Below are 15,476 nucleotides of genomic sequence, written 5' to 3'. Positions count from 1 at the left end.
CAATGCTAACGCATCATGACCCCCAGTCCGGAAACAGGCTGGGGGTTTTTTGTGTCGGCTTGATGCAATCGTCAAAAGACCAACTGAAGCACCACGGATGTTAATCTGTATGCCCTTATCCATCAGAAGGAGAGGGGAAATGACAGAGTCATACGCTTCTCTCCTATAGTGTTTCAGGTATTGTCGGTCTTCGCGTTGTTCAAATTAGGTCACTAGCATGGTCGTCTCAAATTTTTTGGCAGAACATTCTCGTTGCAAATGGGCGCAAACAAACCCCTTGTTGCGGGCTTACCATGATGAGGAGTGGGGTGTTCCTGTAAAGGACAGTCGCGCTTTATGGGGTATGTTGGTGCTTGAGGGGTTTCAGGCTGGGCTTTCTTGGTTGACAGTTTTGAAGCGTCGAGAAGGCTTTTTACGCGCGTTTGCAGGCTTGGTGCCTGAGCAGGTTGCTTGCTTTACGCAACAAGACGTTGAGCGTTTGATGCTGGACCCTGATATTATTCGCTCTCGTGCTAAAATTGAGGCGACACTGGGTAATGCTCGTGCTTATTTGGCAATGGAGCAGCAGGGCGAAGATTTTGCCACGTTTGCATGGGGTATGGTGCCTAACGCGCCTATTCTTAATACAACAGGGCAGGTGCTTGCGCAGTCACCAGACTCGGTTGCATTATCTAAAGCGCTTAAAAAGCGGGGCTTCAAATTTGTAGGCCCTGTGATTGTGTATGCATGGATGCAGGCCGTTGGGATGGTTGATGACCATGACCCAAGCTGTTTCCGTTACAATTGTGGGGCTTAAGCTACCTACAGGCCTGCTGTATGCCCCATTGAGCCAGTGGCAAAGCCAAGGCTCGCAGCAGCAATAAGAGCTGCGTAGTATGTGTCTGATTGACCGAGTTGTGCATCTATAAGGCCAGTTTGTGCGATAGAGGCTTGGGTTATCGACCCAACGCCTTGCTTATAGGCAACTAAGGCGGCGTCAAAAGTGGTTTGAGCGGCAGTTTGTAGTTTGTTGGCTGCAGCATAGGCGTTTAGGCTCGCGCGTAGGCTGTTTTGCGCAATGATAATTTGTTTAACGGCTTGGTCTAGGGTGCGGTTCAGTAAAGTTTGTGCTGTATCTGCTTGGTTTTGTGCCTGTTTCATAACTGCTGCACGCAAACCGCCGTCAAAAACCGGAATACTGACCCCCCCTAATATGAGGCTACTAAAATTATTAGAAGAAAGGTTGAGGGTGGGTGCAGAGTCTGACCCAACCCCCGGCACAGAAGAAAGTGCAAGGTGGCCGGTTGTGTAAGCAATGTTACCAGATAAGAAAATTTTTGGTAAAAACTCAGCTTTTGCGGCACGGATACGGTCTTCTGACGCTTTTGCGTTAGCATAGGCGGCTAACACATCTGGGCGTTGAGAAACCGCTTGTTTTACCATGGCGTCGCTGAGGCGGGTGTCTGAAAGTGTGAGTGGGCGGTTGCCAACATCTTGAATAGAAAGCTGCGTGCTGGGGGAAATGCCCATGGCAGTCATAAGCTCAAGGTAAGTATTTTCGGCAGCATTTTGAGCTTGAACAAGTCGGAGCTCTGCTTGTGCGGTGTTTTGTCTGGCTTGTGTTACATCTACAAGAGTGCCTTGCCCTTGTTTAAGGCGCATTTCGGCAGCATTTTGTAATATAGTGGCATTTTTTACAGCTTGTGTAATAAGGTCTACACGCGCTGCGGCTGCAGCATGTGTGTAAAAGGCAAGAGTTACGTCGTAAATGACTTTTTGATGCGCAGCCGTAAACAGCACATTGCTGGCGAGCTGTGCTTGTTGTGTTGCATGAACAATGGCCTCGCGTTTACCAAAATCAAAAAGCAACCATTCAATACCCAAAGTTTGAACTTCGCCCGATCCTGAATTACGGTTTTGTACGCCCCCGCTTATACCCTCAGCTTGAGAGAGTGCATCATTAATACCAGTGCCTATTGCGCCAGCGTTGCTCAAGCGGGGGTGGGTACCGTTGTTGCGCTGGTAGGTGTAACCCCCGACAACAGACGCACTTAAGTGCGGTAGGTAGGCTGTGCGGGTTATGCCAACGGCTAAAGCGGCATCTCGTGCGGCATTCCAGGCTACTCGTGTTGTGGGGTTGCTAGATTGAGCAAGGTCTATCAACTCACTTAATGTGTAAATATGCTGTGTTTGTATGCGTGTATCTGGAGTTCTGGGGGTAAGGGTTGTATTGGCAGGCAGTGTAAAGTCTTGTGGTATAATCAAGCCGTGTTTATTGGCAGCTTTGCCCGTTAGTAGTGTGCCATTAGCCGCTACGTTGGGTTGCCACGGTACATCTGCTCTTTGTGGGGCTGTATCCAGCGCTTGTGTTGCGCAGCCGCATAAAATGAATATTGCTGAATAGGGAAGAATTTTTTTTAAAATTATCATAACTTCAGCCGTGCGTTTCAAGGTGCGTATAAGGGTTTTGCGAAGGAAGTAAAAAATGCTCTGTTAATTGGGCCGCATTTTGCGTTTGCTGCTGATAGTGGGCTAATTCTGGCATGGCTGCCCGCATATGCAGGGGTTCTAGGCTGGCAAGTTCGAGTGTACGTTCGGTTACGCCAAGGTTGGTTTGTGTGGTAGCAAGATAGACCAGCGCTTGCATGGGTGTTGGTGCATTATGGAGTTTTTTAATATTTTCAAAAACTTTTTTAAGTGGTGACAGTATTTTTGAATAAGAACTGCTAGGCCAAAAAGTAGTAAAAACTGTATAAGTAATGAAATTTCCGATAAGAATGCCAATAATTCTGTCTCTTGCAGTGGTCATGTCTGTTGTTGGGCCATAGCCTTTTAGGTCAGATAAAAAGAAGGCTAACCCAATTTGTAAACCAGCGTAAGCAATACGATCATCGCCTGTTTTTACCCAGCTTGCTATAAAAGACCCGACAGCCATAAGCGCTAGAAAAGCAGCACTATTTTGTAAATGGGGCATGCAAAGAATAATGGAGCCAATACCCAGAGCACCCCCAATGAGTGCTCCGCTTATACGTAGGGTTAATTTAGAGATCATTTCCCCCATTGTAGGGAGTGCTACAATAAAGCAGGTAATGACGCAGGTATGGATACCTTGCCATGCGAGCATTTTAAATAAGGTATAACTCAGCATGACAGAAGCTGTGCCTTTTACAGCAAAGCGCACATGCTCAGGGTTGGTGAAGGCATCTGGAAAGAAAAAGCCTGTTTTTTCTTTCTGGGCGCTTTCGATGGTTGTAATATCTGCTTCAAAATCTGGGTTAGAGAAATTTGATAGAAGTATAGAAATATCATGATCTTGATTTGAGATATTATGAAAAGAAAAGACATCAATATCTTCTGGGTATCCACCCTGCTCAAAAATATGAGCCATAGAATTGAGGGTTTGTATAATTTCACTTGGCTCTTGCGCAGGGGGGGGGGTGCGTGATGTGGCTAAGCATAAGGTTAAGACACCAATACTATTGTAAAGTGCGCAGTGTAAGCAGGAAAGATCTTTTTGAGACCAAAGTTTTTCTAGCTTTGAGAGTTTAAGGTATTTGGTCATGCTGCCTGCTCCTTCACGGAGTAGGTCTTCAGCTTGTTCTTGAAGTATTGTTGAGGGCGCGGCAAGGAGTTGAGCACTTATGCGGAGGCGCGCGGCAATATCTTGTGTAAGGAGTGTTTTGGGAGAGGGGCAAATAAGTGCTCCCAAAAATACCATGCATGCGCCGGGCACGAGAATAAACAGATCTGCATAAAGCAAGGCTCTGGTTGCAATTTCTCCTATTGGTGCTTGGTCAATAACAATCATGGCGTAAATGACCACCAAGGCCAGCATGTAAGAAACAGGCTTGAGTTTGCTGGCTGACCCGAGGAAAAAAAACAGGAGAGACAAAAGTGCTACGGCAGAAACTAAAGCAAGAGGGTGGTCTAGGGTAAGGTGCACTAGCCCAAACATAAGAAAAATAACAACCGCAAAAAGCAAATTTACTGCAATGCCAGCTATAGCGTTGGTTACACGGTCTTTTTGCCATAAAGCGAGTGTAACTAAGGCAGGCACGGCGGCATCTGGCACTTGCCAGATTTCACATACCAATATGACAACCGTGCAGGCGCAAGCCATGCGCAGTGCATAGCCAAGGCGCCCTGGGCTGGGGTTCCATAACAACCGCCAGAACCGAGCGGTTGTTAGGTGGAGTGTATTAGCGGCAGGCCGCGCCATGATTGATCTCGACTGTCGCTGTGGCACCCATGCGTAAAAGCTCTGGTGGGGCGGGGTCTAGTTTAATGCGCACAGGGAAACGTTGGGCCACATGTACCCAGTCCATCTGCCGGGGTACTAAGGGTAGACTGCGGCCAATACCGGCTGAATCTGCTGAGAGAACGCCCCAGCCAATGCTTTCAACATGCCCGCGCAAGGGTTTGTCTTTATTAAGCATAGAGTAAACTGTAGCGCAGGCACCGGGTTGTATGGCGTGTAAGGCTATTTCGCGTATGTTGGCATTTGCAAACCAAGCGGTATTAGCAATAAGTGTAAATAAAACCTGTGTAGGGGCAAGAATTTCGCCTGCTTTAACGTGTAGGCTTGTTACGTAGCCATCTGTTGGGGCTACAACCACAGTTTGCTGAAGGGCATAACGTGCTTGCTCTAAAGCTGCCTGTGCGGCCTGCTGTGCCGCAACGGAACTTTTAAGATCACCAATAGCAATTTGTGCAGCGCTGGCTTGTTTTTGGCTTTCAGCTAACGACACAGACGCATTGTTCAGCAAAACGCGAGCCTGATCATATTCTTGCCAAGGAATGTAAGATTTACTCGCGAGAGGAGCAAGGCGTGTTACCGTGCGGGCCGCTAAATCGCGGTTGGTTTGTGCACGGTGTGTCTGGTTTTGCGCAATTTCTGCATTTGCCGTTTTGACAGCGACCAATCGTTGCTGGTTTTCAACCTCGGCTGAGGCAAGCGCTAAATTGGCTTCTGCTTGGTGTACGGCTAACTCGTAAGGGTGGGGGTCTAGGCGGTATAAAAGATCCCCCTTTTTAACGGCTTGGTTAACCTGTACGGGCAGGTCTATTAAGCGGCCGCCTACAGTAGAGGCAACATGCACGAGTTCTGCATCAATTTCGCCGCTGTCGGTCGAGGGGTAGGCGCTTTCTTGTCGGGCAACATACACCCCTAAAATGGTGGCCGTGCCAATACAGACTGCCGCAATAAGAAAGCCTATGGGTTTGTTGGCAGACATGGAAACTTTTTTCATGGCGTTAGGCTCCAAACCAGATAAGCCATACCAGCAGCGCGGCACTTACCCCCAAGGATACGTAAGTAAAAAGCCGGAGGCTAAGCAGTGCATCTAGCCCAAGAGCAATAAAAAGAAAGCGTGCCCCAATAGCAATAAGAATGCCGACACTACCGCACAGCATCCAGCTAGGAAAATAGGCCCCCATAAGAGCAAAAGAAGGGGCATGGTGTGTGGTGCACCCCGCCAAACACAGGAGACCCGGTAACAAAGGCATAAGGGTGCGGAAGCGTGACATGTTTGTAAGGTGGTCTGATTTTGCAGGGGCTGTCAACCAAGCTGGAAAAACGGCCCCCTTACAGGCCTATAAAAGCCAAAGAAAGAGGTGGTAGCCTGCCGGGCGAATGTGCCAAAGCACCATGTTATAAAAGAGGGAAGATGCGTTATGAGCACACAAAATACGCTATACGGCATTAAAAGCTGCGATACGATGCGTAAAGCACGCGCTTGGTTAGAGGCGCACGATATTGCTTACAGTTTTCACGATTATAAAACACAAGGGCTGGATGCAGCGCGTTTGCAGGCATGGGTTGCCCAAGTGGGGTGGGAAAAGCTTTTAAATAAAGCGGGTACTACATTTAAAAAATTGCCAGAAGCAGAGAAAGCTAATCTGACGCAAGAGCGTGCTTGTGCGCTTATGCTGGCGCAGCCGTCTATGGTGAAGCGGCCAGTGCTTGAGACACACAATGGTTTGGAAGTTGGCTTTAAGCCTGAGCTCTATGCTGCATTTTTTAAGAAAAATGCTTAACTAAAAGAGACCGCAGCCCCAATATTGTGGGGCTGCGGTGCCTATTGTCTTATTCCTGATCAGGAGCAGCGGCAGAGTTGAGCTGAATGTAGCGCTCAATGCCGATCTGTTTGATGAGGTCAAACTGGCGGTCGAGGAAGTCTTCGTGTTCTTCTTCGTTTTCAAGAATTTTCAGCAGCAGGTCACGAGAGACGAAGTCACGCACGCTTTCGCAATATGCAATACCTTCGCGCAGGTCGGCCATAGCTTTTTCTTCAAGCTTCAGGTCGCATTCAAGAATTTCTTTAACGTCCTGACCAATTAAGATGGTGTTCAGGCGCTGTACGTTAGGCAGGCCGCCCAGATACAGAATGCGCTCAATCAGCCAATCAGCATGGCGCATTTCTTCAATGGATTCTTCGTATTCTTTTTTGCCCAGGAGGGTAACGCCCCAGTGGCGCAGAGTACGGGCGTGCAGGAAGTACTGGTTAATTGCGGTCAGTTCGTTGGTGAGCTGAATGTTAAGGTGTTCAATTACCTTTGGATCTTTAGCCATAAGTTTGGTCTCTCTTTTATGGGGTGGGGGTTAAGGAAATACTGTGAGGGTATTTACTGTAACCAGAACCCAGATGCAATTCAAAAAATGATGAAATATCAAGGAAGTAAGATAATTAATTCTTACTATCAACTAGCATTGTGGCCTATTAGGGGCCAGAGTTAAGAATAGAATTCATTTTTATTATAAGTAAAAGGAGTATTGATAAAAGTAAGACTAACTCTCACCTTTTGGCATTGTTGTGTGCTCTCAAGCCTTTATCGCGTTCTCGGTGATGTTGCCTTCTGTAAGAGGAAGGGTAGAGAGGCGTTGTTGCAAAGCCGCATACAGGGCAGGGTTGCCGTGGTTTTCAAGTTTTTCGAGTGAGCGGTTCATGGCTAAAAGAATGTCTGATGTGGCGTTGGGTAATGCTTTTTCCCACCACATAAGGGCTTCTTGGAGGTGGCCCGAATCGGCTAAGGCTGTGGCATAGTTGTGTTGGCCGCGATAATCACCACCTTCTGCCGAGCGTTTGTACCATGCCAGTGCTTCGGTACGGTTTTGTTCAATTTCCCACCCTTCTTCTAAAAAGCGGGCTAGAATATTCATAGACTTGGCGTGGCCATTATTGGCGGCTGTTTGAAACAGCCCCAAAGCCTTTTTAAGGTCTTGCGGCACGCCAATGCCGCGCATGGTGAGAATGGCCAAATTATACCGGCCCCATTCATCGCCGTGCTGTGCAGCGGTTTCGTAGTGGCTGGCGGCTTGTAAAAGATCGCGTGGGCCGCCCCAGCCAAAATGGGCGCACCGACCTAGCATGTTATGCGCCGGGCCATACCCGGCATTGGCTGCCATGGTAAACCAGACTTTTGCCTGCTGTGGGTCTGATGGCATGTAAATACTATCAAGTAAAATTTTACCCCAGAGTACTTGCTCTAGGTGGTAGCCGCGCAGGGCTTTTTGCCGAATAGTCTCAATATCTTCTGGCAAAGGAGCGGTGTGGCGTGGTGCTTGGCGTTTTTTAAAAAACTGCCCCCATCGTTTTGCCGCCACGAAACCATACTCCCCAACTCATACTGCGTACATGAGAAAGAGTATCATTATCGGAATGGGGCACTCATGGCAATTAGGCAGACAAAGGCTGGGGCCGGGTATGGCTCGTAAGAGCAAGCGCGTGCAGGGCATTTAACCCGAGCGGCCAGTGATCTAGCCCGGCGTCTTGGCCAATATGGCCGTTGTAACCTGCATCTAGCAAAGAGGCACCCCAGCTTTGTGCAAGGCTATGTGCCTTTTGAGGGGCAAGCCAAGGGTCGTTGTGGCTAAACACAACCGTGGCAGGAAATGGTAAGGCTTGCATAGGGGGCGGCATAAAGGCTGCAATACGTGGCGCGTCTGGCCCTTGGTGGTACGTGCCATCTGCTGGGGCAACCAACAAAGCGCCAGCAATGGGTGATGAGGGGGGGCTGGTTGTTGGGGTTTGGCCTAGGCCATGCTGCACACTTAAAATAGCCCCTAGACTGTGGGCTATCAGTAAAACCGGTTTGCGTGTGGTGGCTAAGGTATGCGCAAGGGCTGTGTGCCATGCTTCTGGGGTGGGGTGTGCCCAGTCTTGCTGTTCAACACGCCGTGCAGAAAGCCCATGAGCCTGAAATAAAGACAGCCAGATAGATTGCCAGTGGTCTTCTCCCGAGCCGAATAGGCCGGGCACAATGACCAGATCAAACGGGAGTAAGGCTCTTACCAAAGCGGGAGAAAGGCGTGTGGTAAAGGAGGGGAGTGTTGCTGCACTTGTAGTGGCAACTGCGGAAGGGCGCAGAAAACGTGGCATCATACAAACTCCCTACTTTTTAGAGACGTGTTAGAAACTGTATAGGCTCATTATCACACCAAATGGAAGTGAATTCAAAATAAAATAACGAAAAAATATGATTAAATTGGTTTATGGCAGCTTATAATGCGTTCACGATGGAGCGATAATGGCTAGGCAGAGGGCTGATTTTAAAAAGATATTTTTAAGTAAGTTAGTTAAAAAACAACGCTCTATTAAGCACCATAAATGATGATTGAATAAAAAATTAATGGGATTTAAATACGAAAATAGATCGTTTTATGTGTTGACAGAGGCAAGAGTCGGGTTTTAGGAGAGGGGTGTCTTGGTAGACATCGCACCTCGTGAAAAAGGGTTATGCGTATGATGTATCGGAATATGCAGAGTTTTCGATGTTGTGACCCACAAAAGAAATGGGCGCATTTATAATAGCCAGTGGTGAGACTGCTGGCGGATAAGACCGAAGGGTCTCTTGTTCGAGGGTAAGTCATTATGTTGGCTTCAAAAATTATTGAAATTGATGGCGTGTTTCTTGGCACAGCCATTGTGTCTGGTGGGGCCGCTGGCCTCCGTTTTTATGCGGCGCACGACAGCGTGCGCGCGTTGCATAATGTGGTAGAGCCAGACTTGGCGGGCCTATCTTTGCAGGTGGCGTATCAGTTTCGCCAAAACCGCAAGGCTCTTGCCGCGCACTAAAAATGCGTAGTTATGGCCGCTTGTTTTGTTAGTGTAGATAACAAAAACTGCCTCGTAAGGAGGCAGTTTTTTTATGCTTTAAACTGTATCCGGGTCTGTGCTGCGTAGCTGGTTTAGCATATCTTGCAAAGTAAGAGGCGTGTTCTTGTCCTGTGCATAAAAGTGCGCTCTTTTAAGCGCTTGCTCTGTTGGGGTGGGGCTTTGCTCCATCCACCATACGCTGGCGGCTCCTGCGAGCTTACGCAGTAAAAACAAAATGGTTTGGCTGGTCTCCAGCGTATTAGAGCGGCGGAGGCCTTCTATTTTGGCTTGTTGGCATAAAATTTCAGCTTGTGTGCTGCTGGTGCCTGCATCGCGCCGGGCTTTTTCAATGTCTTCCCATGGTACGGGGTCTAGGCGGGTGGCAAGGGCCGCGTAGCGCATATTAGCGTTAAAGGCTGCTGCAACTTGTGCGCTTAGCGGGGCTTGCCGTTTTTCTGGCCAGAGCAATAAGCACCCTGCCAAGCCAACCAAGCTGCCAATAATATTGTTGATAGAGCGCGAAAGGGCCACGTCCCATCCTAAGGCGGGGCTTACCAAGTCTGTGACCATAACAAAAAGCTGCGTCATAAACATAACGCACAGCGCGTAGTTTACACTTCTGAGCGCAATAGTGGCGGCTGCAAGCGGGAAGACCATAATAAGAATGGCCCACATAGGCAGCAATACCCCCATAACAGCGGCCAATAGCCCACCGGCAACGCTGCCTGCCACGCGCTCTATGGTGCGGGGTAGGGTTGTGCTTGCTTTGGGTTGGGTTACCACAACCACCGCCATCATGGCCCAGTAAGCATAAGGCAAAGCGAGTTTGAGAGAGATGGCATAGGCCACCATAACAGCAACAGACAAACGGGCAGCATGTCGCACAAACACCAGAGAGGAAGATGGCGCGGCAGTAGTGGTTGCTGGTGGTGTTTGTGGCGCGCGTGCAGGGGTGGTTTTAGGGTTTTGCCATGCTGCTTGTAGGTCTGCCAAGGCATCTGCGCAGTGGTTTGCGCCTTTAGTAAACAGGTCTGTATTGCCTGCCCCTAAAAGACGTAAAAACCGAATTTGTTTGTCAAACGCTTCTGGCCGTGGTTCTGGCCGCAGGCTCTCCCGTGCAGCGCGTTGTAGGGTGGCAGCGACCAAGCGTACTGTGCGCCGCGCAGTGGCTGAGGTAACGCCAGACAGCACAGCATGCTCAAAGGCCATAACGGTAATAAAAAGGCGGTCTGCGGTTTCAATGGCGGGTAGTAACACCGCACGTGTACGGCTGGTAAATGCCCCGGCAGAGAGTACCTCAATTTTGCTACGGGCCTGCTCAATACGGCTCCGTATATCGCGCCGGTAGGCACTTATGGCCTGATGTTGCAGCGTAACGGAGGGAGGTTGGCCCATAACATCAAGCAAACGGCTGGCCATGCGGGCTTGCTCTCGAAATATGGCAGAGCAGGCTTGGCGTTGTGGGGCGTAGGGGTCTACTGGCCATGCTGCAACGCAAATAAGCATGGCCCAGCCAGACCCCAGCACAAACAGACCAGAGAGATGCAAAGCCCCTAACGGTGTTTGTGGGTAGCATACGGCCACAACCGCCACGATAGCCACCAGCACGCTAATTTGCGTGGCAATGGCCCCCCGTTTGCGTGCAAGACCGCATAGAAACGAGAAAATACCCAGCCCAATAAAAGACGGTACGACCCCTACCCCAGCAGCGGCAGACATAATGCCCGTAACGCATGTACCGGCTGTGCCAAATATAAGCATAGTACGCACGCGGGTGCGTAAAAGGCCGCCGGGGTCAACAAGGCATGTCCAAAATGCCGCAAAAGCAGACCACGCCATAAGCGGCATGGAAAGTTTAAGAGCCAAAATCATGACTGCCCCTACTGCCACACCTGCCCGCATGCCCTCACGCAGGGCAATTTGCTCTGGGGCAATGGCAATAGCGCGCACCCCGAGCCAATGCGCCAAAGCAGAGGGCATAAGGCTGCTGGAGAGCGTGCGCAAAAGCCGGTTTTTGCGTGGCCGAGAAAGGGGGAGAGGTTTTTTCATGGAAATAAAAGAATCAACTCAGAGGGGGCGCTCATGGATAATATGAGATCACGAAAACTTGTTGTAACAAAAATTAGGCGGCGGTGAAACTTATTCCTGCACTTACAGGCTGCACCAAGCATGACGGTGGCTGGTCTGGGGTATTTTTTGCGCTGATACGACAGGTCATGGCGGTAAAATTGGTACGGAGCAGGCAAAAGGCTTACTCGGTTTCGGTGCTGTTTATTGGGCGTGGGCTCTTAAATTTTAACGGAGTCTTTTGCGCAAAACTGCCATTTAAAAGGAGTTGGTGAGAAAAAGCGGGCCTTAAAGATCTTTTCTACTTGCGCATGATTATCATTTGCGATAATAAGAATGCAGGCGCTGGGTTACCGTGGGGTATGGGGGGCGTACAGTCACAAACCCAGCGCCGAACCCCACTTTAAAGTGCATAAAATGGCTAAGCATAAGCGCCATAGAGCACGATAATTTTCAGAAAAATTAAAGCACGAGTGGCCCACCCAAGGGCCCACAAAGCGTAAAACCCCACAGCACACGAGGTGTGTGGGGTCATACTGTTTTTTATTCTGCGGGAACGTAAACTTTTCCGCCCGCTTTACGGAACTCTTCGCTTTTTTCTTCCATGCCAGCCAAGCGTGCAGCATCTTCCTTAATATCTTGGCTAATGCGCATGGAGCAGAATTTAGGCCCACACATAGAGCAGAAATGCGCTGTTTTGTGCGCCTCACGCGGCATGGTTTCGTCGTGGTAGGCGCATGCTGTATCGGGGTCGAGAGACAGGTTGAACTGGTCTTCCCACCGGAAGGTAAAGCGTGCGCGGCTGAGTGCGTCATCACGCAGTTTGGCGGCAGGGTGGCCTTTGGCCAAGTCTGCTGCGTGGGCTGCAAGGCGGTAGGTAATAACGCCTGTTTTCACGTCATCACGGTTAGGCAGGCCAAGGTGCTCTTTAGGGGTAACGTAGCAGAGCATAGCGGTGCCAAACCACCCGATCATGGCGGCCCCAATGGCAGAGGTAATGTGGTCGTAGCCCGGTGCAATGTCGGTTGTTAATGGGCCAAGCGTGTAGAAAGGGGCTTCGCCACAGTCTTTAAGCTGCTTGTCCATGTTTTCTTTAATTTTGTGCATGGGCACATGGCCGGGGCCTTCAATCATGACCTGACAGCCTTTGGCCCAAGCAATTTTGGTCAATTCACCCAGTGTTTCCAGCTCTGCAAACTGGGCGGCATCGTTAGCATCTGCAATGCTACCGGGGCGCAGGCCATCCCCTAATGAGAAGGAGACGTCATAGGCGCGCATAATGTCGCAAATTTCGTCAAAATGCTCATACAGAAAGCTCTCACGGTGGCCGTTAAGGCACCAGCTTGCCATAATAGACCCACCACGAGACACAATGCCTGTTACGCGGTTGGCGGTAAGGGGTACGTGTTGCAGGCGCACACCAGCATGAATGGTAAAGTAGTCTACACCCTGTTCAGCTTGCTCAATGAGTGTATCGCGGAAAATTTCCCAACTGAGTTTGCTGACATCACCGCCCACTTTTTCAAGCGCCTGATAGAGCGGCACGGTGCCAATGGGGGTGGGAGAGTTACGCAAAATCCAATCCCGAATATTATGGATATTACGGCCCGTAGACAGATCCATAACCGTGTCTGCACCCCAGCGAATAGACCAGACCAGTTTTTCAACTTCATCTGCTGCTGAAGAGGTAACCGCAGAGTTACCAATGTTGGCATTAACTTTTACCAAAAAGTTACGGCCAATAATAACCGGCTCAAGTTCTGGGTGGTTGATGTTGGCCGGAATAATGGCACGGCCACGCGCAATCTCGTCGCGTACAAATTCAGGCGTTACAAATTCGGGAATGGCGGCATCAAACGAGTTACCGTCTTTTAGGCGGTCTGTCGCGCCTTCGGCAGCTTTCAGGCGGCCCAGATTTTCGCGGTGGGCCACATAAATCATTTCTTCGGTAATAATACCGGCACGTGCAAACTCGTACTGGGTTACCAGTTGCCCATCGGCCCCTTTAATAACGCTGTGCGGCGCAGGGCAGGGAGAGACCAGATGGTCTCCGGTGGCGTTGCCGTTGTCTTCTGGCTTTACGCCGCGTGGGGTGGTGGCGTTAAAACCACGGGCGGCAAGCCACGGTGCGCGGGGTTTAGGCAGGCCGCTGCGTACATCAATGGCTGCGTCTGAATCTGTGTACGGGCCAGACGTATCATACACCCGCAAAGGCGGCTCGTTGGCTGAAGGGTCTAGTGCAATTTCACGAAATGGCACCCGAATTTCAGGGTGGCCAGCCGGGCTGGAATAGACCTTGCGTGACCCGCGAATAGGGCCAGTTGTTACATGGCCGGGTGCAGGGGCTGCAGTATTGGCCGGGCGTGGGTTACCAGTGGTAGATGGGGTAGTCATGACGTGCTCCTCACTCCAGAGGAGGACGGGAGCAGAAGAAGAACTGCCCCTAGTGCTGTGCGTGTAGCACGGCACAAAAAGAGCCCCTTCTTACACACCAGTCCCTCCGCCGGTATTAGCCGGATCAGGTTCCCCGCCAGTGCGTTATGCTATCTGGCGGCAGGGTCGCCATGCTTTGCTCTGTTGCCAGAGCGACAATGGCCTCTCAGTTCCTTGTCGGAACCCCCCTTGGTTATGAGTGATGAGATAGCCTTTCGCTTTGTGATGTCAAGCGCGTACAGCTGGTAACGTAAGAGTTGAACAGCAAAGCGGCAAAAGCCCCTTAAAGTGCTCTTTGTTTTGGCTGCGAAACTGTGAGGATGGCATATATAATAAAAAAATGTAATTCCTATGCAACCAATAGAACATTATGGCATTATGTTGGCATGACACCAGAAAGAAAACACGCCCAAGAAGCAATTGCGAATGTTGAACTTTCGCCCAATGCCAACCGTGTCTTGTGGGCAGCAGCTATTGTTGCCGCCATATGCGGGGCTCTGTACGGATATGACACCGGTATTATTTCCGGAGCGCTCCTTCTTATCGCCAAAGACTTCCATTTAACTTCCGGTCAGGAAGAAATGGTGGCCTCTGCCATTCTGGTTGGGGCAGTTATGGGCGCATTGGGTATTTCTTACCTGTCTGAGCGCTTTGGCCGCCGTATTTCGGTTATGGTGGTCACTGCGGTTTTTGTTGTGGGGGCTGTTGCGTGCTCTCGCTCGCCAGACGTAACAAGCCTTATTATTGCGCGTGTTTTTCTGGGTTTGGCTGTAGGTGGGGCCACACAGGTTGTGCCTACTTATATTTCAGAACTCGCACCTGCTAGTAAGCGGGGTAATTTGGTTACCTTGTTTAACGTGGCTATTGGTGTGGGTATTTTTCTGGCCAACCTTGTAGGCTTTACCATGCGTGAGGCCTGGGGCTGGCGGCCCATGATTTCTGTTGCCGCACTGCCCGCGGCCTTTGTGTTTGTGTGCATGTTCTTTTTGCCCAAAAGCCCACGCTGGACAGCAGAAAACGAAGGCTTGGCCTCTGCTGTAAAGCAGCTCAGCCGTGTGCGGACATCGCGCAAGGTGATCCGTCGTGAAATTCGCGAAATTCATGAAAATGCATCTGGCATTGATGAAGATGAACGCGGCTGGAAAGGGCTTATGCTGCCATTTGCCCGCCCCGCTTTGGTTGCCGCTTTAGGTATTGCGTTTTTTACCCAGGCCGGTGGTCTGGAAATGATGATTTATTACGCCCCGACTTTTCTGTCTGATGCCGGGTTTGGTAATTCTGCCGCATTGCTGGCTAGCTTAGGTATTTCCATTGTCTATCTGGTTATGACCCTGCTTGGCTGCCTGTTTGTAGACCGTATTGGCCGCCGCCGCTTGGTGCTTATTATGGGGCCGGGTTCTGTTTTAAGCCTTATTGGCTTGGGCATTATGTTTGCCATTCACCCAGACAAAGGCAGCGTTGGCAGTTGGGTTACCATAGCCTTTATGCTGCTGTTTATGATGTTTAATGCCGGAGGCATTCAGGTTGTAGGCTGGTTGTTGGGGGCAGAACTGTTCCCGCTGCCTATGCGTGCTGCCGCAACCAGTGTGCATGCTGCTGTGCTGTGGGGGGCAGACCTGCTGGTAACCGCAACCGCTCTTACCTTGGTGCAGTTGGTTACATTGGGTGGCACCATGTGGGTTTATGCGGGGGTTAATCTGGCCTCGGTTATTTTTGTGTATTTCTTTGTGCCAGAAACATCTGGGGCCACGTTGGAAGATATTGAAATTGCTCTACGCCGTGGTGAATTTACACCTCGCCGTGGTGAAGACCCCAGTATTGCGTCTTATGTTGATGAAGACGAGGAAGAAGGCAGTCAGGTTGCTGCCCACGGGTAAGCTGGCTTGAGTGCTTAGCGTATAA

At 50.2% G+C, this 15,476-nt stretch carries 13 protein-coding genes; 4 read left to right on the top strand and 9 right to left on the bottom strand.

Going from position 1 to position 15,476, the window contains the following annotated elements; translation table 11 throughout:
• Positions 1-217 precede the first annotated feature (217 nt).
• Positions 218-796, top strand: a complete 579-nt coding sequence (locus Abor_RS03280; RefSeq protein WP_048840406.1) for a DNA-3-methyladenine glycosylase I — start codon at positions 218-220, stop codon at positions 794-796.
• Between the two features lie 5 nt (positions 797-801).
• Here the strand turns inward: Abor_RS03280 and Abor_RS03275 are convergent, their stop codons facing one another.
• Genes Abor_RS03275 through Abor_RS03260 form a run of 4 tightly spaced genes read right to left on the bottom strand, consistent with a single transcriptional unit; the run spans position 802 to position 5,505 of the window.
• Entirely contained in the window at positions 802-2,409 is a 1,608-nt protein-coding gene (locus tag Abor_RS03275; protein ID WP_048840421.1) for a TolC family protein, read from the bottom strand.
• Positions 2,410-2,413: 4 nt separating this feature from the next.
• Positions 2,414-4,198 carry an FUSC family protein gene (locus tag Abor_RS03270; RefSeq protein ID WP_048840405.1) on the bottom strand — a complete coding sequence of 595 codons (1,785 nt, stop codon included), beginning with the start codon at positions 4,196-4,198 and terminating at the stop codon, positions 2,414-2,416.
• Positions 4,179-5,228: a multidrug transporter subunit MdtN gene (gene mdtN / locus Abor_RS03265; RefSeq protein ID WP_048840404.1), complete on the bottom strand. Its 1,050-nt coding sequence runs from the start codon at positions 5,226-5,228 to the stop codon at positions 4,179-4,181. Before mdtN ends, Abor_RS03270 begins: the two co-directional genes overlap by 20 nt.
• A gap of 4 nt (positions 5,229-5,232) precedes the next feature.
• A complete protein-coding gene (locus Abor_RS03260; RefSeq protein WP_048840403.1) occupies positions 5,233-5,505 on the bottom strand; it encodes a YtcA family lipoprotein in 273 nt (90 codons plus the stop codon).
• A 147-nt stretch (positions 5,506-5,652) separates the two neighbouring features.
• Between Abor_RS03260 and Abor_RS03255 the strand changes: the two genes are divergently transcribed.
• Positions 5,653-6,015 carry an ArsC family reductase gene (locus Abor_RS03255; protein ID WP_048840402.1) on the top strand — a complete coding sequence of 121 codons (363 nt, stop codon included), beginning with the start codon at positions 5,653-5,655 and terminating at the stop codon, positions 6,013-6,015.
• Between the two features lie 49 nt (positions 6,016-6,064).
• Here the strand turns inward: Abor_RS03255 and bfr are convergent, their stop codons facing one another.
• The 3 genes from bfr to Abor_RS03240 all read right to left on the bottom strand — a co-directional run bounded on the left by bfr (position 6,065) and on the right by Abor_RS03240 (position 8,360).
• The gene (bfr, locus tag Abor_RS03250) at positions 6,065-6,550 is read right to left on the bottom strand and encodes a bacterioferritin (RefSeq protein WP_048840401.1); all 486 of its coding nucleotides are present in this window, start codon (positions 6,548-6,550) and stop codon (positions 6,065-6,067) included.
• 249 nt (positions 6,551-6,799) lie between these two features.
• Positions 6,800-7,582, bottom strand: a complete 783-nt coding sequence (locus Abor_RS03245; RefSeq protein WP_084594341.1) for a tetratricopeptide repeat protein — start codon at positions 7,580-7,582, stop codon at positions 6,800-6,802.
• Between the two features lie 73 nt (positions 7,583-7,655).
• Positions 7,656-8,360 carry an RBBP9/YdeN family alpha/beta hydrolase gene (locus tag Abor_RS03240; protein ID WP_048840400.1) on the bottom strand — a complete coding sequence of 235 codons (705 nt, stop codon included), beginning with the start codon at positions 8,358-8,360 and terminating at the stop codon, positions 7,656-7,658.
• Between the two features lie 489 nt (positions 8,361-8,849).
• On the opposite strand from Abor_RS03240, the gene Abor_RS03235 reads away from it, so the two are divergent.
• Positions 8,850-9,053, top strand: coding sequence for a hypothetical protein (locus tag Abor_RS03235; RefSeq protein ID WP_179193272.1), 204 nt, complete (start codon positions 8,850-8,852; stop codon positions 9,051-9,053).
• A gap of 78 nt (positions 9,054-9,131) precedes the next feature.
• On the opposite strand, the gene Abor_RS03230 is transcribed toward Abor_RS03235, so the two are convergent.
• Both Abor_RS03230 and thiC read right to left on the bottom strand, forming a co-directional pair.
• Positions 9,132-11,123 carry an FUSC family protein gene (locus tag Abor_RS03230; RefSeq protein WP_048840398.1) on the bottom strand — a complete coding sequence of 664 codons (1,992 nt, stop codon included), beginning with the start codon at positions 11,121-11,123 and terminating at the stop codon, positions 9,132-9,134.
• Positions 11,124-11,684: 561 nt separating this feature from the next.
• The gene (gene thiC / locus Abor_RS03225) at positions 11,685-13,535 is read right to left on the bottom strand and encodes a phosphomethylpyrimidine synthase ThiC (RefSeq protein ID WP_048840397.1); all 1,851 of its coding nucleotides are present in this window, start codon (positions 13,533-13,535) and stop codon (positions 11,685-11,687) included.
• A gap of 425 nt (positions 13,536-13,960) precedes the next feature.
• On the opposite strand from thiC, the gene Abor_RS03220 reads away from it, so the two are divergent.
• Entirely contained in the window at positions 13,961-15,451 is a 1,491-nt protein-coding gene (locus Abor_RS03220; protein WP_048840396.1) for a sugar porter family MFS transporter, read from the top strand.
• Positions 15,452-15,476: the final 25 nt, after the last annotated feature.

Origin of the sequence: Acetobacter orientalis, assembly GCF_000963965.1 — a bacterium.
GTDB classification, from domain to species: Bacteria; Pseudomonadota; Alphaproteobacteria; order Acetobacterales; family Acetobacteraceae; genus Acetobacter; species Acetobacter orientalis.
This window is presented reverse-complemented; position numbering and strand designations above follow the sequence as displayed.